This window comes from Mesorhizobium sp. CA14, assembly GCF_020165195.1.
GTDB lineage: Bacteria > Pseudomonadota > Alphaproteobacteria > Rhizobiales > Rhizobiaceae > Mesorhizobium.
In genome coordinates, this window is the sequence record NZ_JAIUHR010000035.1 from 18,112 (window position 1) to 43,822 (window position 25,711).

26 protein-coding genes and 1 tRNA gene are annotated in these 25,711 nt (G+C 63.3%); 10 read left to right on the top strand and 17 right to left on the bottom strand.

The window, feature by feature from the left end; genetic code table 11:
• Window positions 1–67: 67 nt before the first annotated feature.
• From rpsU to LB565_RS26660, 4 genes are all read left to right on the top strand, one after another.
• Window positions 68–334 carry a 30S ribosomal protein S21 gene (rpsU, locus tag LB565_RS26645; RefSeq protein ID WP_224589082.1) on the top strand — a complete coding sequence of 89 codons (267 nt, stop codon included), beginning with the start codon at window positions 68–70 and terminating at the stop codon, window positions 332–334.
• Window positions 335–466: 132 nt separating this feature from the next.
• Entirely contained in the window at window positions 467–1,318 is an 852-nt protein-coding gene (locus tag LB565_RS26650) for a tetratricopeptide repeat protein (protein ID WP_224589083.1), read from the top strand.
• A gap of 211 nt (window positions 1,319–1,529) precedes the next feature.
• On the top strand, window positions 1,530–2,006 hold the full coding sequence (locus LB565_RS26655) for a DUF992 domain-containing protein (RefSeq protein WP_224589084.1): 477 nt from the start codon (window positions 1,530–1,532) through the stop codon (window positions 2,004–2,006).
• 229 nt (window positions 2,007–2,235) lie between these two features.
• Window positions 2,236–3,687, top strand: coding sequence for an MFS transporter (locus tag LB565_RS26660; protein WP_224589085.1), 1,452 nt, complete (start codon window positions 2,236–2,238; stop codon window positions 3,685–3,687).
• Between the two features lie 49 nt (window positions 3,688–3,736).
• Here the strand turns inward: LB565_RS26660 and coaBC are convergent, their stop codons facing one another.
• The 3 genes from coaBC to ubiE all read right to left on the bottom strand — a co-directional run bounded on the left by coaBC (window position 3,737) and on the right by ubiE (window position 7,694).
• The gene (gene coaBC / locus LB565_RS26665) at window positions 3,737–5,212 is read right to left on the bottom strand and encodes a bifunctional phosphopantothenoylcysteine decarboxylase/phosphopantothenate--cysteine ligase CoaBC (RefSeq protein WP_224589086.1); all 1,476 of its coding nucleotides are present in this window, start codon (window positions 5,210–5,212) and stop codon (window positions 3,737–3,739) included.
• A gap of 72 nt (window positions 5,213–5,284) precedes the next feature.
• Entirely contained in the window at window positions 5,285–6,859 is a 1,575-nt protein-coding gene (gene ubiB / locus LB565_RS26670) for a 2-polyprenylphenol 6-hydroxylase (RefSeq protein WP_224589087.1), read from the bottom strand.
• 58 nt (window positions 6,860–6,917) lie between these two features.
• The gene (gene ubiE, locus LB565_RS26675; RefSeq protein ID WP_224589088.1) at window positions 6,918–7,694 is read right to left on the bottom strand and encodes a bifunctional demethylmenaquinone methyltransferase/2-methoxy-6-polyprenyl-1,4-benzoquinol methylase UbiE; all 777 of its coding nucleotides are present in this window, start codon (window positions 7,692–7,694) and stop codon (window positions 6,918–6,920) included.
• Between the two features lie 168 nt (window positions 7,695–7,862).
• Between ubiE and LB565_RS26680 the strand changes: the two genes are divergently transcribed.
• The 3 genes from LB565_RS26680 to LB565_RS26690 all read left to right on the top strand — a co-directional run bounded on the left by LB565_RS26680 (window position 7,863) and on the right by LB565_RS26690 (window position 10,386).
• Window positions 7,863–8,837 (top strand): adenosine deaminase, encoded by a 975-nt coding sequence (locus LB565_RS26680; RefSeq protein WP_224589089.1) that lies wholly within the window; start codon window positions 7,863–7,865, stop codon window positions 8,835–8,837.
• A gap of 154 nt (window positions 8,838–8,991) precedes the next feature.
• Window positions 8,992–9,621 carry a uracil phosphoribosyltransferase gene (gene upp, locus LB565_RS26685; RefSeq protein WP_224589090.1) on the top strand — a complete coding sequence of 210 codons (630 nt, stop codon included), beginning with the start codon at window positions 8,992–8,994 and terminating at the stop codon, window positions 9,619–9,621.
• Window positions 9,622–9,819: 198 nt separating this feature from the next.
• Window positions 9,820–10,386 (top strand): TIGR02281 family clan AA aspartic protease, encoded by a 567-nt coding sequence (locus LB565_RS26690; RefSeq protein ID WP_224589091.1) that lies wholly within the window; start codon window positions 9,820–9,822, stop codon window positions 10,384–10,386.
• Window positions 10,387–10,392: 6 nt separating this feature from the next.
• Here the strand turns inward: LB565_RS26690 and deoA are convergent, their stop codons facing one another.
• The 6 genes from deoA to LB565_RS26720 all read right to left on the bottom strand — a co-directional run bounded on the left by deoA (window position 10,393) and on the right by LB565_RS26720 (window position 16,636).
• The gene (gene deoA, locus LB565_RS26695) at window positions 10,393–11,709 is read right to left on the bottom strand and encodes a thymidine phosphorylase (RefSeq protein WP_224589092.1); all 1,317 of its coding nucleotides are present in this window, start codon (window positions 11,707–11,709) and stop codon (window positions 10,393–10,395) included.
• Complete coding sequence (locus LB565_RS26700) at window positions 11,709–12,512, bottom strand: purine-nucleoside phosphorylase (RefSeq protein ID WP_224589093.1); 804 nt, start codon at window positions 12,510–12,512, stop codon at window positions 11,709–11,711. Before LB565_RS26700 ends, deoA begins: the two co-directional genes overlap by 1 nt.
• Before the next feature lie 13 nt (window positions 12,513–12,525).
• Entirely contained in the window at window positions 12,526–12,918 is a 393-nt protein-coding gene (gene cdd, locus LB565_RS26705; protein ID WP_224589094.1) for a cytidine deaminase, read from the bottom strand.
• A gap of 76 nt (window positions 12,919–12,994) precedes the next feature.
• On the bottom strand, window positions 12,995–13,966 hold the full coding sequence (locus LB565_RS26710) for an ABC transporter permease (RefSeq protein WP_224589095.1): 972 nt from the start codon (window positions 13,964–13,966) through the stop codon (window positions 12,995–12,997).
• Between the two features lies 1 nt (window position 13,967).
• Window positions 13,968–15,107, bottom strand: coding sequence for an ABC transporter permease (locus tag LB565_RS26715; protein WP_224513932.1), 1,140 nt, complete (start codon window positions 15,105–15,107; stop codon window positions 13,968–13,970).
• Window positions 15,104–16,636: an ABC transporter ATP-binding protein gene (locus LB565_RS26720; RefSeq protein ID WP_224589096.1), complete on the bottom strand. Its 1,533-nt coding sequence runs from the start codon at window positions 16,634–16,636 to the stop codon at window positions 15,104–15,106. The genes LB565_RS26715 and LB565_RS26720 overlap by 4 nt, the downstream gene beginning before the upstream one ends.
• A gap of 264 nt (window positions 16,637–16,900) precedes the next feature.
• On the opposite strand from LB565_RS26720, the gene LB565_RS26725 reads away from it, so the two are divergent.
• The gene (locus tag LB565_RS26725; RefSeq protein WP_224589097.1) at window positions 16,901–17,110 is read left to right on the top strand and encodes a SlyX family protein; all 210 of its coding nucleotides are present in this window, start codon (window positions 16,901–16,903) and stop codon (window positions 17,108–17,110) included.
• Window positions 17,111–17,132: 22 nt separating this feature from the next.
• The gene (locus LB565_RS26730) at window positions 17,133–17,540 is read left to right on the top strand and encodes a hypothetical protein (protein ID WP_224589098.1); all 408 of its coding nucleotides are present in this window, start codon (window positions 17,133–17,135) and stop codon (window positions 17,538–17,540) included.
• Here the strand turns inward: LB565_RS26730 and LB565_RS26735 are convergent.
• From LB565_RS26735 to LB565_RS26750, 4 genes are all read right to left on the bottom strand, one after another.
• Complete coding sequence (locus LB565_RS26735; RefSeq protein WP_224589099.1) at window positions 17,535–17,990, bottom strand: GNAT family N-acetyltransferase; 456 nt, start codon at window positions 17,988–17,990, stop codon at window positions 17,535–17,537. The genes LB565_RS26730 and LB565_RS26735 overlap by 6 nt on opposite strands.
• Window positions 17,991–18,087: 97 nt before the next feature.
• A complete protein-coding gene (locus tag LB565_RS26740) occupies window positions 18,088–19,077 on the bottom strand; it encodes a BMP family protein (protein WP_224589100.1) in 990 nt (329 codons plus the stop codon).
• Between the two features lie 236 nt (window positions 19,078–19,313).
• Complete coding sequence (locus tag LB565_RS26745) at window positions 19,314–19,640, bottom strand: hypothetical protein (RefSeq protein WP_224589101.1); 327 nt, start codon at window positions 19,638–19,640, stop codon at window positions 19,314–19,316.
• Between the two features lie 84 nt (window positions 19,641–19,724).
• Window positions 19,725–20,420 (bottom strand): hypothetical protein, encoded by a 696-nt coding sequence (locus tag LB565_RS26750; RefSeq protein ID WP_224589102.1) that lies wholly within the window; start codon window positions 20,418–20,420, stop codon window positions 19,725–19,727.
• Window positions 20,421–20,876: 456 nt separating this feature from the next.
• Between LB565_RS26750 and LB565_RS26755 the strand changes: the two genes are divergently transcribed.
• Window positions 20,877–20,966: transfer RNA gene (locus LB565_RS26755), tRNA-Ser, on the top strand.
• A 280-nt stretch (window positions 20,967–21,246) separates the two neighbouring features.
• On the opposite strand, the gene LB565_RS26760 is transcribed toward LB565_RS26755, so the two are convergent.
• Genes LB565_RS26760 through LB565_RS26775 form a run of 4 tightly spaced genes read right to left on the bottom strand, consistent with a single transcriptional unit; the run spans window position 21,247 to window position 25,650 of the window.
• Window positions 21,247–22,479 carry a MalY/PatB family protein gene (locus tag LB565_RS26760; RefSeq protein WP_224589103.1) on the bottom strand — a complete coding sequence of 411 codons (1,233 nt, stop codon included), beginning with the start codon at window positions 22,477–22,479 and terminating at the stop codon, window positions 21,247–21,249.
• Between the two features lie 48 nt (window positions 22,480–22,527).
• Window positions 22,528–23,307 (bottom strand): amino acid ABC transporter ATP-binding protein, encoded by a 780-nt coding sequence (locus LB565_RS26765; protein WP_224589104.1) that lies wholly within the window; start codon window positions 23,305–23,307, stop codon window positions 22,528–22,530.
• 12 nt (window positions 23,308–23,319) lie between these two features.
• Window positions 23,320–24,459 carry an amino acid ABC transporter permease gene (locus LB565_RS26770; protein ID WP_224589105.1) on the bottom strand — a complete coding sequence of 380 codons (1,140 nt, stop codon included), beginning with the start codon at window positions 24,457–24,459 and terminating at the stop codon, window positions 23,320–23,322.
• A gap of 3 nt (window positions 24,460–24,462) precedes the next feature.
• On the bottom strand, window positions 24,463–25,650 hold the full coding sequence (locus tag LB565_RS26775; RefSeq protein ID WP_224589106.1) for an amino acid ABC transporter permease: 1,188 nt from the start codon (window positions 25,648–25,650) through the stop codon (window positions 24,463–24,465).
• Window positions 25,651–25,711: the final 61 nt, after the last annotated feature.

Here is a 25,711-nt window from a genome sequence, read left to right on the forward strand (position 1 = left end):
TCGCCGCGGAGGCATCTCAGCTATGGCTGTTTGCCTAACGATTTCAAACCCGAAGACAGGATTGCCCGTGCAGGTACTCGTCCGCGACAACAACGTTGATCAGGCGCTTCGCGCGCTGAAGAAGAAGATGCAGCGCGAAGGTATTTTCCGCGAAATGAAGATGCGCGGTCATTACGAGAAGCCGTCCGAGAAGCGTGCCCGCGAGAAGGCGGAAGCCGTGCGCCGCGCCCGCAAGCTGGCCCGCAAGCGCGCCCAGCGCGAAGGTCTGCTGCCGATGGCCCCGCGCCCGGCTCCGGCTGGTGCTGCCGGCGCATCGCGCTCGCCGCGTTCATAACGCCAATTTTTCGTCCTTTTCGAAGGATACCGAGGGTGGCGCGATGCGGAATCGCCGCCACCTTTTTGTTTATAGATTCGAGCCGGGTCGGAGAGGGAACGGACTGACGGCGCCGCGGCAGTGAGGACAAAGATGAACGCAATTTCCGTAGAGCGCGGAACCGCTTTTCGCGGCTTCGCCCTGACGGCGGCCCTGCTTTCGGGTCTGGCGCTTGCAGCATGCCAGACGACCCCGACAGGTGAGTTCAATTCGATCGACAAGGCGCAAGCGTCGAGCGAGAACATCTCCTCGCTGTCGGCGGTCATCCAGCGCAATCCGCAGGATCCCGAAGGCTATAATGTGCGCGGCTCGGCCTATGGCCGCGGCGGCCAGTACCAGGCGGCGCTCAAGGACTTCAATCAGGCCATCCAGCTCAATCCGAACTTCTACCAGGCCTATTCCAACCGCGCGCTGATCCAGCGCTTCCTCGGCAATCAGCAAGCAGCTTTGGCCGACTACAACCGCGCGATCCAGATCAACGCCAACTACGACGCCGCCTATATCGGCCGCGGCAATCTCTACCGCAAGGCGGGCCGCACCCAGGATGCCTTCAACGACTTCCAGAAGGCGATCCAGCTCGACACCACCGATGCCCGCGCCTATCACAATCGCGGCCTGATCTATCAAAGCCAGGGTCAGCACAAATTCGCCATCGAGGATTTCTCGACCGCGATCTCGCTGGCGCCGGACGCCGCCGAGCCCTACAACGGCCGCGGCCTCTCCTATCTGGCGACAGGCGACGAGGACAACGCCTTCGCCGACTTCAACATGGCCATCAAGCTCGACGGCAAGAATGCCGAGGCATGGGCCAACCAGGCGCTGATCTACGAGCGGCGCGGCGACAAAGGAAGGGCGGCCAAGTCGTATCGCGAGGCTGTCCACCTCGACCCCAACTACCAGCCGGCCAAGGACGGCCTTTCGCGCACCGGCGGCAACGCCAGCTGATCGGAAGCTGACGCCAACAGGCAGTTTTGCACGACGCACCGTTGTCACCGGCGGCCATAGTGTTGCGCAGCGGGGACGCCGCTGGCGATCCGTTAACCGCACCAAGGCAAAGCGTTAACCTTCGTCATGTTCGCGCCAAGTTTTCGGCGGAACGCTCGACACACCTCGATCGTTTAGGCCGGGGCCAAGATTTTCGCGAAAGGACCTTTCCATGATCAAAACACTTGCCTATGCCGCTGCCGCGCTTGTCGCCACGGTCCTCGCTTCTCCGGTAAGCGCCGGCACGCTCCGGCTCGGCACGCTCGATTGCACCATCGACGGCGGCGTCGGCTACGTCATCACCTCGAACAAAGGCGTGTCCTGCGTCTTCCGCCCATCCCATCACGGCCCGGCCGAGATTTATACCGGGATCATCTCCAAGCTCGGCGTCGACGTCGGCAAGACGCATCAGGGCCAGCTCGTCTGGGCGGTGCTTGCCGCCACCCGCAGCCATGATGCGGGCGATCTCGCCGGCAGCTATTACGGCGTCAACGCCGAGGCGAGCGTGGTGACCGGCGGCGGCGCCAACGTCCTGGTCGGCGGCTTGGACAGCGCCTTCATGCTGGAGCCGCTCAGCGTGCAGGCGCAGACCGGCCTCAACCTGGCCGTCACCGTGGCGTCGCTGGATCTCGTCCACTCTTATAAGTGAGCCTTCGGCTTTTCAAATTCATTGCGCCGCACTCGGCCCGGAACATCTGTTCCGGGCCGAGTGCTTTGGAAAGCCGGATCCCTTCGGCGCCAATGGTGGCTTGCCCCGAAAATTCGCGAAAAAGCCTGTTGAGCTCAACTGCGCTTGAGGTTCTACAAGCCCTGCCGAACTGGATCTTGCCCCTCGTTCGCAACGCGGATGAGGTGCGCAGAACAAGCAGGAGATCGGCGTGACGGCAGCGAGCGGCAACAAGGCGGCCAGCAACAGGGTGGATTGGCGGGCGCTGTGGGCGAGCGGCGACCTGGCGCGCTTCTGCTTCGTCAGCCTCGGCATCCTGCTGCATGCCACCAACGAAACGATGGTGGCGACGGTGATGCCGGCCATGATCGGCGAACTGGCGGGCGTGCAGCTTGTCGGCTGGTCGCTGGCGGTCTATGAGCTCGGCGCGATCGTCGCCGGCGCCGCGGCCGGCCGGCTGGTCAGTTATGTCGCCCTGCGCTCCAACATGATGGTCGCCGCACTGCTCTATGCGATCGGCGCGCTGATCTGCGCCGCGGCGCCTTCCATGCCGTTGTTCCTCGTCGGACGTCTGGTCGAAGGGCTTGGCGGCGGCGCGCTCGTATCGCTGGCCTTCGTCTCAGTCGAGCGCCTGTTTCCACGCAACATCTGGCCGCAGCTCTTCGGCATCATGTCCGCGGTCTGGGGCGTCGCAGCCTTCAGCGGCCCCATGCTGGGCGCTATCATGACCGAGTTCCTGTCGTGGCGCTGGGCTTTCGGCGTCTTCACCTTGGGTGGCGCGGCGATGGCGCTGGCAAGCTTCATCGTGCTCGACACGCCCCAGGCGAGGAAGCCGCAGGCGAGCGACGGCAAGGCACCGCCCTTCCCCTATCCCGCGCTTGCCTGTCTCGCCCTCAGCGTCGTGCTGATCGCCGCCGCCGGCATCGATATCGCCCTGGTGCGCTCGTCGCTCCTCCTCTTCCTCGGCCTGATCGGCCTGGCGCTTTTCTTCCACATGGATGCGCTTAGACCGCAATCCCGGCTCTTCCCGTCGCCTCTGTTTTCATGGCGCTCGCCGCTTGGCAGCGGCATGACCATGGTTGCGGCTTTCTCCGTGGCGACCTGCACCTTCACCATTTACGGGCCGCTGCTTCTGACCACGCTGCACGGCATTCCGATCCTGACCACCGGCTACATCATCGCCGCCGAATCGATCGCCTGGTCGGTCCTGTCGATCCTCATCGCCAATGCGCCGCTGGAGCGCGAGAGGCTGATCATCGTCGCCGGCGCGCTGATGATCGCCTCCGGCCTCGCCGGCTTCGCCTACACGATCCCTGCCGGCTCGATCCCGCTGATCCTGCTCTGCGCCCTTTTGCAGGGCGGCGGCTTCGGCGTTTGCTGGCCCTTCCTCACGCGCGTCATCGTCGCCTCGGCCCGCGATGGCGAGCAAACCATCGCCTCGGCCGCCGTGCCGACCATGCAGCGCATCGGCTATGCCGTGGGCGCGGCGGTTGCGGGCATCATTGCCAATGCCAGCGGCTTCTCCGAAGGGTTGAACCGCGATGCCGCAGCAAGCGTCGCCGGCTGGCTGTTTCTGGCTTTCGTGCCCCTCGGCGTGTTCGGCTGCCTGGCGGCGCTGAGGATATTTTTAGCGGCAAACCGGCCGCGATTGGCAGCGGGTTGACGGGGATGTCAAGGCGGCCGCGGCCGAAGCGCCGGCTTGCCGCTCGGGCTCAGACCGCGACAGTCTGCTGCAGCCGCGCCGCAATCAACGCGGCGAGCCGCGCCGCCACCTCGTCCTTGCCCATTTCCGGCCATTCCTCGACGCCGGCCCTGGACACGATGCGCACCTTGTTGCGGTCGCCGCCCATCACCCCGGATGGCCCGATCCCGCTTTCATGCGAGACATCATTGGCGACGATGAAGTCGGCGCCCTTCTTCTTCAACTTGGCCTCGGCATTGGCGATCAGATCCTGGGTCTCGGCGGCGAAGCCGACGACGAGGCCCGGCCGCCGGGCATGATGGCTGATGCCGGCCAGGATGTCCGGATTTTCGACCATCTGCAGCGAAGGCGGCCCTTTGCCCGCCACCTTCTTGATCTTCTCGCCGGCGGCGTTTTCCGTGCGCCAGTCGGCAACCGCCGCGACGAACACGGCGGCATCCGCCGGCAGCAGGCTCTCGACCGCTTGCTTCATCTGCACGGCCGTTTCGACGTGAATGGTCGCAACACCGGCCGGATCGGCAATGGTGACCGGGCCGGAGACAAGCCTGACATCGGCGCCGAGCTTCGCAAGCGCGACCGCGATGGCGTGGCCCTGCTTGCCGGAAGACCGGTTGGCGATGTAGCGCACCGGGTCGATCGGCTCATGCGTCGGCCCGGAGGTGACGATGATCCTGCGGCCGGCAAGCGGCTTCGGCTTCTCGTCGAGCATGGCCTCGATCGCGGCGACGATCTCTAGCGGTTCGGCCATGCGGCCCTCGCCCGCTTCGTTGCTCTCGGCCATCTCGCCCTTGCCGGGACCGACAAAGATGATGCCGTCCTTCAGCAAGATCGCCCGATTGCGCCGCGTTGCCGGATGCGCCCACATTTTCGGGTTCATCGCCGGTGCCATCAGCACCTTCTTATCGGTGGCCAGAAGCACGGTCGAGGCAAGGTCGTTGGCGTGGCCATTGGCGAGCTTCGCCATCAGGTCGGCGGTCGCCGGCGCGACAACCAGCAGATCGGCCTCGCGCGACAGCCTGATATGGCCGACATCGTGCTCGTCCTTGCGGTCGAACATTTCGGTGAAGACATGATCGGCCGAAAGCGCGCCGACCGACAGCGTGGTGACGAATTCCTGCGCTGCCGACGTCATCACCACCCGCACCGAAGCGCCGCGCTCGCGCAACCGCCGGATCAGGTCGAGGGCTTTGTAGGCGGCAATGCCGCCGCCGATAATGAGCAGGATGCGTTTGCCGGAGAGAGAACCTCGCGAAACTGATTTGGCGGATGCGGCGACAATCGGCGCCGCCCGCTCCTTTGAGCCTGTCAGCGCACGCAGCTTTTCTTCGATCTGGCCGATGCGATCGGCCTGCCCTGCCCGGCCTTCGACCGCGGCGCGTATCATCGCCCGCGCCTGCTCCTCCATCGAGCAGCCATTTTCGGCCGCGAGTTGCCGCAGCAGCTCCTTGACCTCGTCATCCAGATTGCGGATCGTGATGCTGGCCATGTGATTGCACTCGCATGAGGTAGCGCTTGCAATGATAGCAATGCAATCAATCGGCGACAAGCCGTGTGGCGGTCAGAGCAATTTCCAGGCGATGCAGATCAGCGTCAGCGCAATCACCCACAGCGCCACTCGACCGGAGCGGGTGTGGCGCGCTTCCGCCCTGCCTATCGCGCGCGCGGTCGCTTCGTCGAAGCGCAGGCCGTTTTCCGCCATCAAATCGATCTCGCGCGACAGCCGCTCGGTGCGGGCCACAAGATCCGGCGCCTGCCTTGCCAGCGACACAAGGGCTCTGCCAGCGTCGCGGGCGTCGGCGAGCATGCCGCGCGGGCCGAGATTGCCCGCGATCCAGTCGCTGACCACAGGCTCGGACGTCTTCCACATGTTGAAGGCCGGATCGAGCGTGCGGGCGACGCCTTCGACCACCACCATGGTTTTTTGCAAAAGCACCAGCTCGGTCCGCGTCGCCATATCGAACAGCTCGGTGACTTCGAACAGTAGCGTCAGCAACTTCGCCATCGAAATGGTCTCGGCCGACTGGCCGTGGATCGGCTCACCGATGGCGCGGATCGCCTGCGCGAAGGCCGAGACATTGTGCTGGCGCGGCACATAGCCCGCCTCGAAATGCACCTCGGCGACGCGCTGATAGTCGCGCACGATGAAGCCGTAGAGGATTTCGGCGAGGAAGCGCCGCTCCTTCTTGCCGAGCCGGCCTGCAATGCCGAGATCGACGGCGACGATGGTGCCGTTCGCCTCGACAAACAGATTGCCCGGATGCATGTCGGCATGGAAGAAGCCGTCGCGCAACGTGTGCCTGAGGAACGACTGGACCAGATTGGCGGCGATCGCCTTGAGGTCGTGACCGGCGGCGGCAAGGCCGGCCAGATCGTTCATCTTGACGCCGTCGATCCACTCCATGGTGAGGACATCGCGGCCGGTCCGCTCCCAGTCGACCGCCGGCACGCGAAAACCCGGATCGTCCTTGGTGTTCTCGCCGAGTTCGGAAAGCGCGGCCGCCTCAAGCCTCAGATCCATCTCGATTCTGGTGGTCTGTGCCAGCGTCTCGGTCACCTCGACCGGGCGCAGGCGACGCGACGCGGGGATGTATTTCTCCTGCAGGCGGGCGGCAAGGAAATAGCTTTCGAGGTCCTGGAAGAAGCGGTGCCGCACGCCGGGCCGGATAACTTTCACCGCCACCTGCGAAGCGCTACCCTCGCGCACGATTTCGGCGCCGTGCACCTGCGCGATAGAAGCCGCCGCCACCGGCTCGCCGAAGCTCGAATAGAGATCGTCTATCCTGCGACCAAGCGAGGCTTCGATCGCATGGATCGCCGCCGCCTTCGGGAAGGTGTGCATCTTGTCCTGCAGCAATGCGAGATCCAGCGCCATGTCGTTGCCGACGACATCGGGCCGCGTCGCCAGGAACTGGCCGAGCTTGACGTAGGAGGGTCCGAGCCGCACCACCGCGCGCGCCAGCCTGTCGCCGCGCTGATAGCTCAACGCCCGGCGGCGGGTGAAAAGCCGCGCCACGCGCCATCCGAATTTCGGCATGCCGGAGAGCTCTTCGCCCGGCAGCGCCGCGACGACGCCCTCGCGGACCAGCACCCAGCCGGCCCGGGCGAGCCTGAAGGCGGCGGCAACGCTGCTCATAGGCCTGCCTGCCTCAAAGGGGCCTGTTTCAAAGCGGCCTGCTGCAAAGGGCTGCGCCTCAAAGCTTCCAGCCGGAATGAAGGGCGGCGATGCCGCCCGAATAGTTGCGGAAGGTGACGCGGTCGAAGCCGGCGCGGGTGATCATTGCTGCGAAATTCTGCTGGTTGGGGAACTTACGGATCGATTCGACCAGATAAGAGTAGGGCTCGTCGTCGCCGGTCACCGCCTTGCCGATCCTGGGGATCGCGTTGAACGACCAGGCCTCATAGGCCTTGTCGAGCAGCGGCATGTCGACCTCGGAGAACTCCAGGCACAGAAACCGTCCGCCGCGCTTCAGCACGCGATAGGCTTCGGCAAGCGCGACCTCGATGCGCGGCACGTTGCGGATGCCGAACGCGATCGTATAGGCATCGAAGCTATCATCCTCGAACGGCAGCGCCTCGGCATTGGCCTCGACGAAATCGGTGTTTGCGGCAAGCCCCAGCTTCTCGGCGCGGTCGCGGCCGACGGTCAGCATCGAGCCGTTGATGTCGAGCACCGTGGCATGGGCCTGGCGCTGGCTGGCCTCGACGATGCGGAAGGCGATATCGCCGGTGCCGCCGGCGACATCGAGCACTTTCCAGCCCACTTTCTTGGGAGGGTTCAGCCAGGCGACCATCGCGTCCTTCCACAGCCGATGCAACCCGGCCGACATCAGATCGTTCATCAGGTCGTATCGATTGGCCACCTTATGGAAGACGTCGTTGACCAGGGGCTGCTTCTCGCCTGCCCCGACCTTCCTGAAACCATAGGAGGTTTCCATGCCGCCCGCGGCCGTGGTTCTCTCAACTGACATTATTTTGATCCGCCATAAAACCGGCGGGACCATAGCCGATCGATGGTGCCGACGCTATTGTCCAAGGCGCGGTTTTCGGCCGCGCTGTCAAAACCCTGCCGGGAATGGTCTTGCATGATTTTCCGGCCAGCACCTGTGCGAGAGCAGCATACCGGACGGGATGACCGCATGATTTTGAAGGCCGAACTGCACTGCCACATCGAAGGGGCGGCAGCGCCCGAGCTCGTCGTCAGCCAGGCCCGCAAATACGGCAAGGATCCTTCGCCCTATATCCAGGACGGCTCCTTCGTCTGGCACGATTTCACCTCGTTTCTCGCGGCTTACGATTTCGCTTCCGACCTGTTCCGCAGTGAAGAAGACTATGCACGCCTCACCGACTATTATCTGACCAGCCTCGCCCGCGACGGCGCCATCTATTCCGAGGTTTTCACCTCGCCCGACCATGCCAAAAAGGCCGGGCTGTCGCCAAAAGCCTATACGGATGCGCTGGGCGAAGGCATGGCCCGCGCGAGAGCCAAGACCGGCATCGAGGGCCGCATGATCGTCACCGGCGTGCGCCATGTCGGCGTCGAGGCGATCGAGCAGGCGGCGCGCTTCGCGGCGCGTTGCGGTCACCCGCTGGTGACCGGGTTCGGCGTCGCCGGCGACGAGCGCATCGGCGATTTCGAAGATTATGTGCGCGCCTTCGAGATCGCGCGCGAAGCGGGCCTCGGCATCACCATCCATGCCGGCGAGCTGATGGGCTGGGAAAGTGTGGCCGCGGCTCTCGACCACATCCGCCCCTCCCGCATCGGTCATGGCGTTCGCGCCATCGAGAACCCCGACCTTGTCCGCCGCATAGCCGACCAGGGCGTGGTGCTGGAATGCTGCCCAGGCTCCAACATCGCGCTGAAAGTTTTCGACAGCTTCGCCGACCACCCTTTTCCGGCGCTGCGCGCCGCCGGCTGCAAGGTGACGCTCAACTCCGACGACCCGCCCTATTTCTGGACCTCGCTGAAGCGCGAATACGATATCGCCGCCGAGCATTTCCGCATGGATGACAAGGCGCTCACCGCCGTCACCAGGACGGCCATCGAGGCGGCCTTCGTGGACAAGAAGACCAAGGCGATGCTGCTAGGCCGGTTGGACGTGAAGATGCGGTGAGCAGGGAAAAGGGAGTGGTCAGTAGTGATTGATTTGGCCGCGCGCACATCACGCGGTTGAAGGCTGGTGCTTTCCCTCAGTCAGGGACTCGCAAATCGGCTCACTATTCACTACTCACTAGGCACTACCCACTGCGAACCAGTCGGAGCACATCATGCAGGGCGTCACCGTCGTCGACCACCCCCTTGTCCAGCACAAGCTGACCATCATGCGCAAGAAAGAGACCTCGACGGCCGGCTTCCGGCGGCTGCTGCGTGAGATTTCACTTCTGCTCGGCTATGAGGTCACCCGCAATCTCGAGCTGACCACGACCACGATCGAGACGCCGATCGAAGAGATGGAGGCGCCGACGCTGGAAGGCAAGAAGCTGGTCTTCGCCTCGGTGCTGCGCGCCGGCAACGGCCTGCTCGAGGGCCTGCTCGACCTGGTGCCGGCGGCGCGCGTCGCCCATATCGGCCTCTACCGCGACCATGAGACGCTGGAAGCGGTCGAGTATTTCTTCAAGGCGCCGAGCGATCTTGCCGACCGTCTGGTGATCGTCGTCGATCCGATGCTGGCGACCGCCAATTCGGCGATCGCGGCGATCGACAAGCTGAAGGGACGCGGCGCTACCAACATCCGCTTTCTCTGCCTGCTGGCCGCCCCGGAAGGCATCGAGCGCTTCACCAAGGCGCATCCGGACGTGCCGGTCTTCACCGCCTCGATCGACCGGCAGCTGAACGACAAGGGCTACATCATGCCCGGCCTCGGCGATGCCGGCGACCGCATGTATGGGACAAAGTGAGCGCCCCTCTTAACCGGCCGTTTACGCAAGCTTGCGGTTCCCGCGCGCGTTAAAGTCGTGCACACCATGCCGGACTAAGCATGCTGCTTCGGGAGCAATTCCAGGAAAAGTGCGAGGCGGTTTTCCGTTCGGAATTGCTCCAAAGACAAAGAGCGGTTCAACGTTTCCTTGAAATGGTGAAACGCTCCAGGGGCATCCATGCTGCGCAAGCTTCTCATCCTCGGCATCTTTGCCGGAACCTCGGCCTCAATTCCGATCGTCTATCAGGCTAACCCGCATCTGGTGGACGGCCTGCTGAAATCGACCCTCGGCTCGCAGCCGGCAGCACCGGAAGCTCAGCCGCAGGTCAATCTCGCTTCGGTCCCGGACAAACCGCCGACGCCGATGCCGCTCGGCCGCCAGGTGCTGGTCAACGCCGATGCGCGCGGCCACTTCACGTCGCAGTTCAAGCTCAATGGCCGTCAGATCGACGGCTTGATCGACACCGGCGCGACGCTGGTTGCCATCAACACCTCGACCGCGCGCAGGATCGGCATCTCGCTCAACCCGTCGGACTTCAATCGTCAGGTGAACACCGCCAACGGGGTGATCAAAGCCGCCGTGGTGACGGTCGAGCGCCTGCAGATCGGCAAGATCTCCGTCGACAGCGTCCAGGCGATGGTCCTCGACGACAAAGCGTTGCAGACCAACCTGATCGGCATGAGCTTCCTGCAGCGGTTGCAGAAATACCAGGTCCAGGACGGCGCGCTGCTGCTCGTCCAGTAAGTCCGATCAGCGCGGCAGTATCCGCCTGAGCACGGTCTTTTCGGCGGGCGGTTTGGAACCGCCGATCGTATAAGCCGCTCGCACGGCCGCAGCCGCCGCCTCCGCCTCCGCATTGGTGCGGGCATGCACCAGCGCCAGCGCCTCTCCCGGGCGCAGCTCGGCGCCGACCGGCAACAGTCGGGTCAGACCGACGGCATGATCGATTTTGTCGTCCGGATGAGAGCGCCCGCCCCCGAGCGTGACGACGGCAAGCCCGATGTCGCGCGTGGCGATGCCGGTCACGAACCCGTCCTGTTCCGCTTTGACGGCGAGTTCGACCGGCGCCGCCGGCAGATAATTCTCCGGCTTCTCGATGAAATCGCCGGGACCGCCAAGCGCGGAAACCATCCGCGCGAAGACGGCTGCGGCACGGCCGCCGGCGAGCGCTTCGGTGGCGCGCCTGATACCGTCCTGGTGGGACGAGACGAGGCCCGCCGACTGCAGCATCTCGGCCGCCAGCGCCAGCGTCACCTCCTCCAGCCGGCGGTCGCGATAGCGGCCGGTGAGGAAATCGACGGCATTCTTGACCTCGACCGCATTGCCGGCGGCCGAGGCCAGCGGCTCGTTCATGCCCGTCACCAGCGCCGATGCGCTCAGGCCGGCGCCATTGGCCACCTCGACAAGGCTGTTCGCCAGGGCGGCCGCGTCGCGCGACTTTTCCATGAAGGCGCCGTTGCCGACCTTCACGTCGAGCACCAGTGAGCCCAAGCCCGCGGCGAGCTTCTTCGACAGGATCGAGGCGGTGATCAGCGGGACCGATTCGACTGTGCCGGTGACGTCTCGGATCGCGTAGAGCCGGCGGTCGGCCGGCGCGAGATTGGCGGTCTGGCCGATAATGGCGCAACCGGTCTCGAGCACCGTCTTGCGAAAGAGCGCCACGTCCGGCTGGCTGGCATAGCCGGGAATGGCATCCATCTTGTCCAGTGTGCCGCCGGTGTGGCCGAGGCCGCGACCCGAGATCATCGGCACATAAGCGCCGCAGGCGGCGACGATCGGCGCCAGCATCAGCGAGACATTGTCGCCGACGCCGCCGGTCGAATGCTTGTCGGTGACCGGGCCCGGCAGGTCGGACCAGTCGAGCACGTCGCCGGAATCGCGCATGGCGAGCGTCAGCGCCACGGCTTCCTCGCGGCTCATGCCGTTGAGGAAAACTGCCATCGCAAAAGCGCCGACCTGGCCCTCGGAGATGGTGCCGGCCGTCAGCCCGGCGATGAAGGCCGCGATCTCGTCGGCCGAGAGTTTGTGGCCGTCGCGTTTGCGGCGGATGATCTCCTGCGGCAGCATCAGTCGGGCAAGCCGTCCTGGAAGACGCGCCGCAGGATCGTCGCCAGCCGCGCGCCGCCGACCGGCGCCATGTCCTTGGTTTCCTGGTGCGAGAGTTCCGCTCCCGTCATGCCGGCCGCCAAATTGGTGACGACAGAGCAGGCGGCGACCTTGAGCCCGAGGAAGCGGGCGAGGATGACCTCCGGCACGGTAGACATGCCGACGGCGTTGGCCCCCATGACGCGCGCCATGCGGATCTCGGCCGGCGTCTCGAAGCATGGTCCCGAGAACCACATATAGACGCCTTGATGCAGCGCAGTTCCCGTTGCCTTCGCCGCCTTCTCGATCGCTTTGCGCAGGCCCGCATCATAGGCCTCCGTGAGGCCGACGAAGCGGCGGTCGCTCGGCTCGCCGATCAGCGGGTTGGAGCCGGAGAAATTGATGTGGTCGGTGATCAGCATCACCGAGCCCGGTCCCATTTCAGGATCGACCGAGCCGGCGGCATTGGTGAGGATCAAATGCGAGATGCCGATGCCGGCAAGCACCTCGAGCGCCGGCCGCATCGCGGCTGCGTTGCCATGCTCGTAATAATGCGCCCGGCCGGACAGCATCAGCACCGGCGTGCCGGCGAAATGTCCGGCCACCACCTCGCCGGCATGGCCGGAAACGCCGCTGCGCGGGAAGCCCGGCAATTCGGCATAGGAAATGCGCCTGGCGTCCTTGACCTGGTCGACCAGCCCGCCGAGGCCCGAGCCCAGCACAAGCGCCGCTGTAGGCGCCAGCCCGTCCAGCTTCTCGACCAGATGATCCAGCGCTTCCTTCATTTCAGCCCGCTCTTCATTTCAAGATGTCGCCCCTGAAGCCGTAGGGCAGCATGTCGCCCATGGTCACAGTCTCGGCCACGCCGGCATTGTCGCACAGATAAAGCTTCGTCTCCGGCCGGCAGAATTCCGCCAGCCGCTGCCGGCAGCCGCCGCAGGGCGAGCATTTGGCCATGCGCTCGGCGATCACCGCGATCTCGACGATCTTGCCGCCGCCGCCCATGATGTAGTGGCCGAGCGCCGTCGTCTCCGCGCACCAGCCTTCCGGATAGGACGCCACCTCGATGTTGGCGCCGGTGAAGATGCGCCCGTCCTCGGTGCGCAGCGCTGCGCCCACCGGGAACTTCGAATAGGGCGCATAGGCCTTGGCCATCGCCGTCTTCGCCGCCTCGAACAGATCATGCGACATTCGGTTCTTCTCTCCCACGATCTTGTTCAAATGCCGGTCGCCACCGGGCGAAATTTCGCCCCGGCGTTCTCCGACCTTAGCGTTCCTTCACGTAAGGCACGCCGCCGGCGCGCGGCGGAATGGCCTTGCCGATGAAGCCGGCGAGCAGGACGACGGTGAGCACATAGGGCAGCGCCTGCATGAACTGCACCGGCACCTTGCCGATGATCGGCAGCGGCGAGCCCTGCAGGCGGATCGCCGCGGCATCGAGGAAGCCGAACAAAAGGCAGGCGAACATGGCGTTGACCGGCTTCCATTTGGCGAAGATGAGCGCTGCCAGCGCGATATAGCCCTTGCCCGCCGTCATGTCCTTCACGAAGCCGCCATTCTGCACCATCGAGAGATAGGCGCCGGCGACCCCGGTGAGAATGCCGGTGCAGATCAGCGCGCGATAGCGCAGCCAGGCGACCGAGATGCCGGCGGTATCGACGGCAGCGGGATTTTCGCCGACGGCACGCATCCTCAGCCCAAAGCGGGTGCGAAACAGCACCCACCAGGTGAACGGCACCATGGCGAAGGCGAAATAGACCAGAATCGAATGGCCGGAGATCAGCTCGCCATAGATCGGGCCGATGACCGGCACATCCTTGACCGCGTCGGCGCCGGGCCAGGTGATCGCTTCGAAACGCTCGCCCGGCTGCAGCGCCGGCGTGCGCCCGCCCTGTTGGAACCAGGCCTGGCCGAGGATGATGGTCGATCCGGCGGCGATGAAATTGATCGCCACGCCGGAGACGATCTGGTTGCCGCGATGCGTGATCGAAGCGAAGCCGTGCACCAGCGCGAAGGCGACGGAGATCAGCACCGCCGTGCCGAGACCGATCAGCGCCGAGTGGAAGACCGCGGCGGCCGAAGCCCCGGCAAAGGCGCCGACCAGCATCTTGCCTTCGAGCCCAATGTCGAAGATGCCGGCCCGTTCCGAATAGAGGCCCGCCAGGCAGGCGAGCAGCAGCGGCACCGAAAGGCGGATCGTCGAATCGAGCACCTGGACGATTGCGTTGAACATGTCCATCTCAGGCCCCCGTGCCTTTGACCGCCTGCATGCCGACCGATTTCGGACTGACCGAGGCGAACAGCGCCTGGATGTAAGGCCTGAACATATGTTCCAGCGCACCGGCAAAGAGGATGACCAAGCCCTGGATGATGACGATCATGTCGCGGCTGATCGCCGGCATCTCGAAGGCAAGCTCCGCGCCGCCCTGGTAGAGCATGCCGAACAGGATCGCCGCCAGGACGATGCCGACCGGATGCAGCCGGCCCATCAGCGCCACCGCGATGCCGACATAGCCGGCGCCGGATACGAAATCGATCGCGACATTGTGCTGGTCGCCCATCACCGGGTTGAGCGCCATCATGCCGGCCAGCGCACCCGAGATCATCATCGCGGTGATGATGATGCGGGTTTCCGATATGCCGGCATAGCGCGCCGCCTTCGGGCTGTGGCCATAGGTGCGCATCTCATAGCCAAGCCTGGTGCGCCAGATCAAAAGCCAGACGAGGAAGGCCATGACCAGCGCCAGCAGGAAGCAGATGTTGAGCGGTGCGGAACGGATCTTGGCGCCGAACAATTCGATGATCCAGTTGAGCTTCGGCAGTTCGGCGCCTGCGAGGAAATTGCGCGTCTGCGGCGCCTGCGAGCCGGCCGGCTTCAGCGGGCCGACCAGCAGATAGACCATCACCGAGGCGGCGATGAAGTTGAACATGATGGTGGTGATGACGATGTGCGAGCCGCGCTTGGCCTGCAGATAGGCTGGGATCAGCCCCCACAGCGCGCCGAACGCCGCCGCGGCCACGATCGCGATCGGAAAGATCACCCACCAGGGCAGCACGCTGTCGAAGCTCAGGCACACCAGCGCGATGCCCAGGCCGCCTATATAGGCCTGGCCCTCGGTGCCGATGTTGAACAGGCTGCAATGCGCCGCCACCGCCACCGACAGGCCGGTGAAGATGAAGGTCGTGGCGTAGAAGAGCGTGAAGGCGATGCCTGTGCCCTTGCCGAAGGCGCCTTCGACCAGGATGACGGCGGCACGGAACGGATTTTCGCCGACCAGCATGACGACGAAGCCGGCGACGATGAAGGCGACCGCCAGGTTGATCACCGGAATCAACCCATAATCGGCCCAGGCCGGCAGCTTGGCGTAAGGCGTGCTCATTCGGCGGCCTCCTGGTGCTCGACGCCGGCCATGAGCAGGCCGAGCTCGCCTTCGGTCGCATCAGGACCGCGCTCGCCGACGACCCGGCCGGCGAACATCACCAGGATGCGGTCGGACAGCGAGCGGATCTCGTCGAGTTCGACCGAGACCACCAGCACCGCCTTGCCCTGGTCGCGCATGGCGATCAGCCGCTTGTGGATGAATTCGATGGCGCCGACATCGACGCCGCGCGTTGGCTGGCCGACGATCAGCACGCCCGGATCCTGCTCCATCTCCCTGGCCAGAACGATCTTCTGCTGATTGCCGCCGGAGAAATTGGCTGTCTTCAGCCGCGGATTGCCGGGGCGGATGTCGTATTTCTCGATCTTGTCCTTCGCGTCGGCCATGATGGCATCGACGTCGAGGAACGGCCCCTTCAGATAGCGCTCGTCGTCATGATAGCCGAGGATCGAATTCTCGTTCTCCTCGAAGGCGAGCACCAACCCGACATGATGGCGGTCCTCCGGCACGTGGGCAAGCCCACGGTCGCGCAATTCGCCGGGATCGGCCTTGCCGGTGAGATCGATCGGCTTGCCGTCGAGCATAACCTCGCCGGAAACCGCATGCCTGATGCCGGAGATCGCTTCGAGCAGTTCGGACTGGCCGTTGCCGGCAACGCCAGCGATGCCGACGATCTCGCCGCCGCGCACGTCGAAGGAGACGTTGTCGACCATGGTGACGCCGCGCGAATCCTTCACCGTCAGGTTCTTGACCGAGAGTTTTACGGCGCCTGCTTCCGACTGGCCCTTCTCTACCCGCAGAAGCACGCGCCGGCCGACCATCAGCTCGGCCAGTTCGCCGACCGTGGTCTCCTTCGTCACCCGGGTCGCCACCATCGTGCCTTGGCGCATCACCGAAACCGTGTCGGTGATCGCCATGATCTCGCGCAGCTTGTGCGTGATGAGCACGATCGTTTTTCCCTGATCTTTCAATTGCTTGAGGATGCGGAAGAGGTGGTCGGCCTCGGCCGGCGTCAACACGCCCGTCGGCTCGTCGAGGATCAGGATCTCGGCGCCGCGATAGAGCGCCTTGAGAATTTCGACACGCTGCTGCAGGCCGACTGGCAGCTCTTCGATGACGGCGTCGGGATCGACCTCGAGCCCGTATTCGCGCTCCAGCCGGTCGAGTTCCGAGCGCGCTTTGGCGATGCTGCTCTTCAGCAGCACATCGTTCTCGGCGCCGAGGATGACGTTCTCCAGCACCGTGAAATTGTCGACCAGCATGAAATGCTGGTGCACCATGCCGATGCCGAGCGCGATAGCATCGTTGGATGTGTTGATCGACACCGGCTTGCCGCCGACGCGGATTTCGCCGCTGTCGGCCTGGTAGAAACCGTACAGGATCGACATCAGCGTCGACTTGCCGGCGCCGTTCTCCCCGACAATGCCGTGGATGGTGCCGCGCGCGACCTCCAGATTGATGTCGCGGTTGGCGCGTACGGCGCCAAAACTCTTGTTGATGCCTATGAGCTCGATTGCGGCTTGCGCCATGCAGCCTGTCCCACTCGTTATTTTTTATCGCTTGGTCAAAATGCCTAGCATGATGCCCCGCCCGTGCCAATTGGCCGGAACGCCATTCACTCTCGACAAATCCCCGCGCCCTTGTCAATTTCGAACCTGAGCAGGTTCCGCAAAAGTGTCCCACGGTTTTGCGACCAGAATCTGCGAGAACCAACAGAGCATAAGCAGATATTTCGTGGGCATCCCACGAATATCTGCTTGAGTGGAGGCTTCACATTCGAAGGGTCGATTTGCATGGCCATGCCTGACGATCGGTTGACGACGCTTGAAATCCGCGCCGCCGAGCAGGAAAAGACCATCGAGGAACTGTCCGGCCAGATCGCCGAGCAGTGGAAGGCGATCGAGCGCATGGAGCGCAAGCTCGCAGCCCTCGCCGACCGTTTCCTGGAATTGGAGGAGCAGACCGCCTCCGACGTTCCGGTGACCAAGCCGCCGCATTGGTGACGAGCCATGGGGAAAGACGGCCATGTCTAGTGAAAGCGACCGTGTCGCGAGGGCCGGCGATTATGTCTTTGGCCTGATGAACGACAGGGAACGCGCCCGAGCCGAGCGCGACCTCGAGATCGACGCCGCCTTTCGCGACACGGTGCTGCGACTGGCCGAGCGCTTGCGCGTCTTCGATCCCGCGGGGCCTGACGAGCGCGGCAACCGCTGGGAGCTGGTCACGCAACGCCTTGCCGAACTGCCGCAGATGCAGACGCGGCTGGCTGGCGTCGCCGCCCGCGAGACGGAACCGCCGCCGCCGATGATCCACCGGCTCGAGCGCAAGCCCTATGGGGTCGGCCTGCATTCGCTCGGCGGCAGGCTGGGCTTTGTCATCGCGCTTGCCCTGGCGGCGGCCTTTGCGCTCGGCTATCTCGCCGGCACGCTATAGGTCACGTGACATCAGAAGCATCGGCGCGCCGTCCTGCTCGAAAGTCTCGACTGCCGACCACCCGAGCGCTTCGTAAAAGCCGCGCGCCTGCCAGGTGTAGAGATAGAGCGTTCCGACACCGGCCGTCGCTGCATGGGCCTCGACGGTTCTGACCAGTGCCGTGCCGACACCGCCGCTTCGATAGGCTTCCTCGACGACCAGTCCGGCCAGCCATGGCGTCAGATTATGCGGCGAACTGATCTCGTCGCGGACGAGCAGGCAGCTCGCGACCGGCCGGCCACGGTCGCGGGCGACAAAAGCGGCCTCGAAGCCATCGCCGGCAATCAGCCCGCGCAGGCCGGCCATGTCCTCGTCGAGTGTCCGATCCGTGCCCTCGAAGAAAGCTTTGAGCCGAAGCCGTGCCGTCGATTCGACGTCGTCCTCGGCCATGCCTTCGATTGTCGGCTGCATCACACAGTCTCCAAACGAAACCGCCGGGCGTTGGCCCGGCGGTGAAACAAAAAGTCGGAGCGGTTCAATTGCTGAACCGCTCTGGTTCAGCCGCAGATCAATAGGGGCAGGCGTTGTCGGTGGTGTAGTCGTGCACCTGGACCTTGCCCGAGATGATGTCGGCCTTGGCCTTTTCGACGGCCGCCTTCATCTCATCGGTCACTAGCGCCTTGTTGTTGTCGTCCATGGCGTAGTCGACGCCGCCTTCCTTGAGGCCGAGATTTTCGAGGCCGCCTTTGAAGGTGCCGTTCTTGCCATCCATGAAGGTATTGTAGACGGCAACGTCGACCCGCTTCATCATCGAGGTCAGCACCTTGCCCGGCTGCAGGCCGTTCTGGTTGGAATCGACGCCGATGCCGAGCTTGCCCGCATCCGCCGCGGCCTGCAGCACGCCGACGCCGGTGCCGCCGGCAGCCGCGTAGACCACGTCGGCGCCCTGGTCGATCTGCGTCTTGGCGATCTCGCCGCCCTTGGTCGGGTCGTTCCAGGCGGCGGGCGTGTCGCCGGTCATGTTCTGGATGACGTCGGTCGCGCCGGCCGACTTGGCGCCGCCGACATAGCCGCATTCGAACTTGCGGATCAGCGGGATGTCCATGCCGCCGACGAAGCCGACCTTCTTCGACTTCGACGCCATCGCCGCCAGGATGCCTACGAGATAGGAACCTTCATTCTCCTTGAACACCAGCGAGCGGACATTGGGCAGGTCGACGGCGTCGTCGATGATGGCGAAATTCAGGTCGGGATAATCTTTCGCGACCGCTTTCAGCGCGTCTTCCCAGGCAAAGCCCGCCATGACGATCGGGTTGCGGCCGTCCTCGGCGAAGCGGCGCAGCGCCTGCTCGCGCTGCGAGGCGTTGGAGACCTCGAATTCGACATAGGGAATGCCGGTCTCGGTCTTGAACTTCTCCGCGCCGTGATAGGCTGCCTCGTTGAAGGATTTGTCGAACTTGCCGCCCAGATCATAGAGGATGGCCGGCTGGACATCCGCGGCGAAAGCCGGAAGAACCATTGCGGTTGCGGCCAGAAGGCCGAGAACGATACGTTTCATGTGATCCACACCCTGTCGGTTATTTTTCCGTTTTTGCACCGCCTGCCCGCCCGGTTCTCCGGCGGGCTTGCGGCGCCAGGCAGGAAGTGTTTTCCCCTCCCGCTCGAGGTCAATCTGGCACGGCACGAAACAAAATTCACGTGGAATTTTGACCTGTTGGAAAAAGCGTTACCGGCGGTTGGACTCGGCGGTTTCGCCGTAGCCGACCGTCCGCAACAGCGTCAAAACAAGGGACTTCAGGGCGTCGGGGCGAATTCTGCGCCGCGGCGCTTGCGCCGGTAGCCGATGGCGTAGAGCAGGAAGGCAAGCACCGCGAACACCGCAAAACCGGGCTGCGCGAGCACCCAGGCGACGACGCCGTCCCAGACCAGCGGGCTTGCCTTGGCACGCACGAAAGTTTCGAAGGCCGCGCGGGTATCCGGCGAGGCCGCGAGCCAGCTTGCGTTGAGCGGCGTCATCACCAGCGCCGATGCCGCGACAGAGCGTGTCGTGTCGATCACCGCCATGATGACGGAGATCGACAGCGCAATCATGGCTGCCAGCCGAAAGATGAAACGCAACATCGACGCTCTCCCCGGGAACGCTCCCGTCTAGCCCGCAATCGACATAGAGCGTGCGTGGTTCCCACGCAATCGCGGCCCGTGAAATTAGCGAGCCCGCGCAGGCTTATGCCGGTTCACCCGCCAGATGGCGAAAATCCCGCCGGCGATCGCGCCGACGATCAAGCCGCCCAGGCCGACAAAAGCCGCAAAAAATCCGCAGGCGCCCTCGAAACAGCTCATATGCGTCAGGTCCGCGATCAGCGAACCGGCGAAGAACCCGCCGCAGGCGCCGATCGCGCCGCCAAGGAGGATGCCGAGCAGCGCGGCAAGGATCGAGACCAAGACCGGCGGCCGTTCGGTCTCCGGATTGGCATAGACCGTCTCGGAGCCCGAGCCGTTGCGCAGGAGATAGATGCAGAGCAGGCCGATGGCGATCTCGGCCACGATGAAGCCCAGCGCCTCGACCGAGAACACGAAGGCGTAGGACACATAGGCCTGGCGCAGGACGAGCCAGATGATGATGGCGATCTGCCAGATCGTGTAATGGCGCGGGAAGCGGGCCGAGCGGTTGAAGGCAAGGCCAAGCAGGTACAATCCCCACAGGATGGTGATCACGCCGCCGGCCAAGCCGCCATAGACGAGCAGGAATGCATTTTCCGGCAGGCTGAAGTCGCCGATCAGCCGCCAGTTCGCAATCAGGCCGTAGGCCGACAGGCCCATGACGATGACGAGCCACGCCACCGGGATGAAGGAAAGCCCGCTGTCCGGCCGCCCCGTGGGTTGCTGGTCGATCGACGCCATGCCAGGACGATGCCCCTCGCCCAAGCAATTCCGGGAAGGCCGCCTGGCGGCTTTTCGTCGGAATTGCAAAAACCGAACCGGCAATTCCAGGGAAGCTCGCAACCGTTCACCGGGATTGCATGAAAAACAGAGATTTGGCGCAGTCGACAGCCGGGCGGAGGCGAAGTCAAGCATCACCGGTGGAGCATGATGGGCCTGTGCACATCATTCGAACGGATCGCCCCTCTTGACCCACGCCTCGGCTCTCTCCGCGGCAAAAGCCGCGGCAATGCCATTATGGCTTGGCATTCGCTTTCGGATCGACTAGATGAGCCCCGCGCCTGTTTGCCTAGACGGCTATCGGCGCAGGGAAGGGTTGCCTGCCGGTTGAAGGCACCACATATCCGTTGAGGACTTCCCATGGGAGCATCTCCCCAACCCGCGCGGCGAAACCGGCCAGCGCGAGATGTCAAGGACGGAGAGGTGGCCGAGTGGTTGAAGGCGCACGCCTGGAAAGTGTGTTTACGGGAAACCGTAACGCGGGTTCGAATCCCGCTCTCTCCGCCAGCAGATTTCATAATAAACGAATTATTTCAAGAAGTTAGCTAACTCATAGGAACGTTTCAAGGTCGAAGCGTCCTTAATCTGTGTAACAAACTGTCAGGAATCCGCTTAGTCCGCCATGACGTCGCTCAACGTCGAGGTGGTCAGCGTCCTGTTTGGGCCGTTTCCAGATTGTCCGCATGTGGCGGGCGGAAGTCGGTCAATGATAGTAACTTGCCCGGAGGGCGTCTGAGGATGATTCGCTAGAAAGTGAGCTTTCGCCGACTCCGGCTTAAGCCCCTTGTCACGACGAGACCAGCGCGTTAGCCATGCGCTCCAGCCCTCGACGCAATAGAGGACGCGGACAGCCGACATTGAGGCGAATGAATCCTTCGCCACCGGGCCCATATATGCGGCCATCGTACAAATTGACCCCGGCACGATTGACAAAGAACTTCTGAACTCCTTCCACCCGGCGATCGAGCGCGCGCGCATCCAACCACACTAGAAACGATGCGTCGGGCATCATCGGCGTAATTCCTGGAAGATGTTCGCGGGCGAATTCGCAGACCAGATCGATGTTGTCGCCGATGTAGCGCGTCAGTTGGTCGAGCCATGGCGCACCGGTACTGTAAGCTACCTCCAAGGCGAGGCGGCCGAAAAAGTTCGCGTTCACCATGAATGAGGCCTGCATCGCGGCAAGAAGCTTGTGGCGGCGCGTTTTGTTCGCCACCGAAATGGTCGCTGAAGGAATGCCGGCCAGATTGAAAGTCTTCGTCGGCGCCGTGCAGATGAACGACTTCTCCGCCGCATCCTCCGAGATGGAGGAGAAGACGATGTGGGGCCGGTCGGACAATCTTATGTCGCAGTGAATGTCGTCGGAAATGACCAAAACCCCATAGCGCTCGCAAATAGCGTTCAGCGCCGTCAGTTCGTCGAGCGTCCAGGCCTTTCCGGCAGGATTGTGGGGATTGCAAAGCAGGAACACCTTGGCGCCGCTTGCCGCTAGCGTCTCGAAATCGTCGAGATCGAGCTCATATTTGTTGCCTTCCAGCTTCAGCCGGTTCGTAAGCAGAACCCGTCCGTTCCCCTGGACCACTTCGAAATAGGGCGAGTATACGGGCGCCTGCACGATGACGCCGTCACCCGGCTTGGTAAAGGTTCGTAGTATTGTCGCCATCGACGGCATGATCGCCGGCGCGGGAAGCAGCGTTTCCAGCTCCGGTGACCAATTGTGACGTCGCGCAAACCACGATTGCACGATCTCATAGTGGCGCGGATCGCGACGCGTGTAGCCGTAAATACCGTGGTCTGCCGCTTCGCGCAGCCGCGCGACGACGGTTTCCGGAGCCCGGAAATCCATATCCGCCGTCCATAGCGAGAGCAGGTCTTCGCCCTCGACCCGCGGGGAGAACTCATCCCATTGATTGGCCCATTTGACCGATCCGAATTGCTGGCGGTCGTGGATTTTGTCGAAATCCACTCCTGCAACGCTTGCTGCCGCGATCGACGGATTGGACGTGTCTGCACATGCCATTTGTAATGCCCGCAAAAGTCTGTTGTCGCGCTTGCCGCATTGCCGCGGCTATTTGAGGATTTGCGCCAGAAACTGGCGCGCCCTCTCCGATCGGGAATTGGCGAAGAACTCATGTGGTGTGTTCGCCTCAACGATCTCGCCGTGGTCCATAAACACCACTCGATCGGCTATCTCCCGCGCGAAGCCCATCTCGTGCGTGACGCAGAGCATCGTCATGCCCTCGCTGGCGAGCGACACCATCGTGTCAAGGACCTCCTTTACCATCTCCGGATCGAGGGCGGAGGTCGGCTCGTCGAAGAGCATTACTCTTGGGTTCATGCAGAGGGCACGGGCAATCGCAGCGCGTTGCTGCTGGCCACCCGACAACTGCCCCGGATAGTTGGTCGCCTTTTCCGCGATCTTGACGCGATCGAGATAATGGCGCGCCAATTGTTCTGCCGCCATCCGCGGCATCTTCCTCACCCACACCGGCGCAAGCATGCAATTCTCGAGCACCGTCAGGTGGGGAAACAGATTGAAGTGCTGGAACACCATACCCACGTTGCTGCGGACTTCGTCTATCCTGCGGAGATCCTGCGCCACCGGCTTTCCGTTGACGATGATCTCGCCCGATTGATGCTCCTCGAGATGGTTTATGCATCGGATCATGGTCGATTTGCCCGACCCGGATGGGCCACAGATCACGACTCGCTGACCGCGAGGCACCGAGAGCTTGATGTTCTTGAGCGCATGGAACGAGCCGAACCATTTGTTAACGTCGCGCAGCTCGACGGCGACGACGGACTCGCCGGGTGCTTCCCTTCTCGGAGTGTACACTGCTTGAGGCATCGTCGTTCGTTCCTAGGATTTGTGGCCGCGCGCCAGCTGGCGCTCCATTGACTGCGAGTAACGGGACATGCCGAAGCAGAAGCCCCAATAGACCAGCCCCGCAAAAAGGTACCCTGTTGAGGAGATCGTAGGGCCTGCCCAGCTCGGATCGACCCGCGCCGTTTCGACGGCCTTCAAGAAGTCTGCGATGCCGACGATGGCAACCAGCGTCGTGTCTTTGAACAGGCCGATGAATGTCGAGACAATGCTCGGGATGACGATCGTCAATGCCTGGGGCAGTACGATCAGGCGCATCATGTCGAAGTAGCTGATGCCGAGCGCCTTCGCCGCCTCGTATTGGCCTTTCGGAATCGCCTGAAGACCGGCCCGCACAACTTCTGCCATGTAGGCGGAGGAGAACAAGGCTATGGCGATGAGCGGGCGCAGGAGACGATCTGGCGTCAAGTAATCCGGCACGAAAAGCGGCATCATGAAGTTCGCCATGAACAACACAGTGATAAACGGCACGCCCCGAACGACTTCGATGAATGTTAGGCAAACCGCCTTGACGATTGGGAGGTCCGACCTGCGTCCGAGCGCCAGGAGGATCCCGATCGGAAGCGAGAAGACGATGCCCACGATCGACATGAGCAGCGTAATCAAGAGCCCGCCCCAGAGCATGGTGTCAATCACGGGCAAATGGAGCAGAGCGACGCCACGCAAGAGAACGAAGGCGGCAACGGGGTAGAAAACGAAAAATAGCATTGCCGCCAATTTGCGCCGCGGAGCCTTCGTCCACAGCAGCCAAGCTATCAGGATGGCCCCGATCGCCTGCGTGAGATCAACGCGCCACCGCTCGGAAATGGGGTACGCGCCGTATCGCAGATAATCGAATTTCTGCGCGATGAAGGGCCAGCAGGCTCCTTCCGGGTTCGCACGGCAGGCCTCTCGGCCGCCGCTCCAGACCGCGTTGAGGATGGCGAAGCTCAGAACCTGATGCAGCAGCCACACCGCAAGGAGGACGAAGCATATTGTCAGCGCGCCCGAGAAAGGGGTCGAGAACAGATTCCTTTTGATCCAGGTCAACGGACTCGGCCGGACATCGGCAGGCGGTGCCATCGCCGGCATCAGTGCGAGATTGACGATTGGTGGACGCAAGGATTGATCGGTCATGCGTCACCTCTCGACGATCGCAAAATGCCGGTTGAACGCGTTCATGGCCAACGAGGTGACGATGGAGATGGCGAGATAGACCGCCAGGGTGATTGCCATCACCTGGACGGCCGCTCCCGTCTGGTTGAGCACCGTCCCCGCAAAGATCTGAACGAGGTCGGGGTAGCCGACGAAGACGGCAAGCGACGAGTTCTTGGTCAGGTTGAGATACTGACTTGTCAGAGGCGGTATGATGATGCGCAGCGCCTGCGGAACAACGACCAGGCGAAGCGTCTTGCCCGGTGAGAACCCCAGCGCGTAGGCAGCCTCGGTCTGGCCCTTTGCCACCGCCTGGACGCCACCACGGACGATCTCGGCGATGTAGGATCCGGTGTAGACCGACAGGCCGATCAGGAGAGCGGCGAACTCCGGATAGAGCTGGTGTCCGCCTTGAAAATTGAACCCGTGCAGCTGCGGCCTTATGAACGATACCGGCTCGCCGGCCGCCAGGAAAATGACGAGGGGAAACCCTATCAGGGTCGCGAGGCTAACCAAGAGCACTGGCAGTTGCCTGCCAGTTCGTCTCTGGGCGCGCTTGGCGTAGAAGCAGAAGACGATGCAGAAGAAAATGGCTGCCGCGAATGCCAGGTCCACCAGCCCCGCTCCCGGATGCAGTTGGATCTCCGGAATTATGAGGCCGCGATTGTTGAGGTAGATGCCGCCGGGAATTTCGATCGACGACTTCGGCGCGGGCAGCGGCTTGAGGACGGCGTTGTACCAGAAAAGCAGCTGCAGCAATAACGGGATGTTGCGTATGACCTCGACATACGAAGTCGCGACCTTCGCCACGATCCAGTTCTGCGACAAGCGGGCAATGCCGACCACGAAGCCAAGCAAGGTTGCCAACAGGATTGCCAGCAAGCTGACGTAGAGCGTGTTGACCACGCCCACCCAGAAGGCCTGGCCGTAGGTAGAAAGCGTGTCGTAGGATATGAGCGTCTGATTGATGTCGAAGCCGGCAGCCTCATTCCAAAAGCCGAATGAAAGCGGGATCCCCCGTGCCCGCATATTCGAGGTGGTCTGGATACCGATACCGAGGGCCAAGGCCAACAGACTGCCGGCGAGCAGGACCTGGTAGAAAATGCCTCGCACCTTCTTATTGTGCAAAGAGAGGCTTCTGCGCGGCTGCACGGAAAGCGTCAAATCGGACATGGCCGGTCCTGTCGGGTAAGCACAACGGCGCTAGCGATTATGCGCCAGCGCCCGGCAATGA

Bases quoted from the DNA above. Each gene is read 5' to 3' on its own strand.
- LB565_RS26650 (WP_224589083.1), top strand. From the start codon at position 467: ATGAACGCAATTTCCGTAGAGCGCGGAACCGCTTTTCGCGGCTTCGCC.
- LB565_RS26655 (WP_224589084.1), top strand. From the start codon at position 1,530: ATGATCAAAACACTTGCCTATGCCGCTGCCGCGCTTGTCGCCACGGTC.
- coaBC (WP_224589086.1), bottom strand. From the start codon at position 5,212: ATGGCCAGCATCACGATCCGCAATCTGGATGACGAGGTCAAGGAGCTG.
- ubiB (WP_224589087.1), bottom strand. From the start codon at position 6,859: ATGAGCAGCGTTGCCGCCGCCTTCAGGCTCGCCCGGGCCGGCTGGGTG.
- ubiE (WP_224589088.1), bottom strand. From the start codon at position 7,694: ATGTCAGTTGAGAGAACCACGGCCGCGGGCGGCATGGAAACCTCCTAT.
- LB565_RS26680 (WP_224589089.1), top strand. From the start codon at position 7,863: ATGATTTTGAAGGCCGAACTGCACTGCCACATCGAAGGGGCGGCAGCG.
- upp (WP_224589090.1), top strand. From the start codon at position 8,992: ATGCAGGGCGTCACCGTCGTCGACCACCCCCTTGTCCAGCACAAGCTG.
- LB565_RS26690 (WP_224589091.1), top strand. From the start codon at position 9,820: ATGCTGCGCAAGCTTCTCATCCTCGGCATCTTTGCCGGAACCTCGGCC.
- deoA (WP_224589092.1), bottom strand. From the start codon at position 11,709: ATGCTGCCGCAGGAGATCATCCGCCGCAAACGCGACGGCCACAAACTC.
- LB565_RS26700 (WP_224589093.1), bottom strand. From the start codon at position 12,512: ATGAAGGAAGCGCTGGATCATCTGGTCGAGAAGCTGGACGGGCTGGCG.
- cdd (WP_224589094.1), bottom strand. From the start codon at position 12,918: ATGTCGCATGATCTGTTCGAGGCGGCGAAGACGGCGATGGCCAAGGCC.
- LB565_RS26710 (WP_224589095.1), bottom strand. From the start codon at position 13,966: ATGGACATGTTCAACGCAATCGTCCAGGTGCTCGATTCGACGATCCGC.
- LB565_RS26715 (WP_224513932.1), bottom strand. From the start codon at position 15,107: ATGAGCACGCCTTACGCCAAGCTGCCGGCCTGGGCCGATTATGGGTTG.
- LB565_RS26720 (WP_224589096.1), bottom strand. From the start codon at position 16,636: ATGGCGCAAGCCGCAATCGAGCTCATAGGCATCAACAAGAGTTTTGGC.
- LB565_RS26725 (WP_224589097.1), top strand. From the start codon at position 16,901: ATGGCCATGCCTGACGATCGGTTGACGACGCTTGAAATCCGCGCCGCC.
- LB565_RS26730 (WP_224589098.1), top strand. From the start codon at position 17,133: ATGTCTAGTGAAAGCGACCGTGTCGCGAGGGCCGGCGATTATGTCTTT.
- LB565_RS26735 (WP_224589099.1), bottom strand. From the start codon at position 17,990: ATGCAGCCGACAATCGAAGGCATGGCCGAGGACGACGTCGAATCGACG.
- LB565_RS26740 (WP_224589100.1), bottom strand. From the start codon at position 19,077: ATGAAACGTATCGTTCTCGGCCTTCTGGCCGCAACCGCAATGGTTCTT.
- LB565_RS26745 (WP_224589101.1), bottom strand. From the start codon at position 19,640: ATGTTGCGTTTCATCTTTCGGCTGGCAGCCATGATTGCGCTGTCGATC.
- LB565_RS26750 (WP_224589102.1), bottom strand. From the start codon at position 20,420: ATGGCGTCGATCGACCAGCAACCCACGGGGCGGCCGGACAGCGGGCTT.
- LB565_RS26760 (WP_224589103.1), bottom strand. From the start codon at position 22,479: ATGGCATGTGCAGACACGTCCAATCCGTCGATCGCGGCAGCAAGCGTT.
- LB565_RS26765 (WP_224589104.1), bottom strand. From the start codon at position 23,307: ATGCCTCAAGCAGTGTACACTCCGAGAAGGGAAGCACCCGGCGAGTCC.
- LB565_RS26770 (WP_224589105.1), bottom strand. From the start codon at position 24,459: ATGACCGATCAATCCTTGCGTCCACCAATCGTCAATCTCGCACTGATG.
- LB565_RS26775 (WP_224589106.1), bottom strand. From the start codon at position 25,650: ATGTCCGATTTGACGCTTTCCGTGCAGCCGCGCAGAAGCCTCTCTTTG.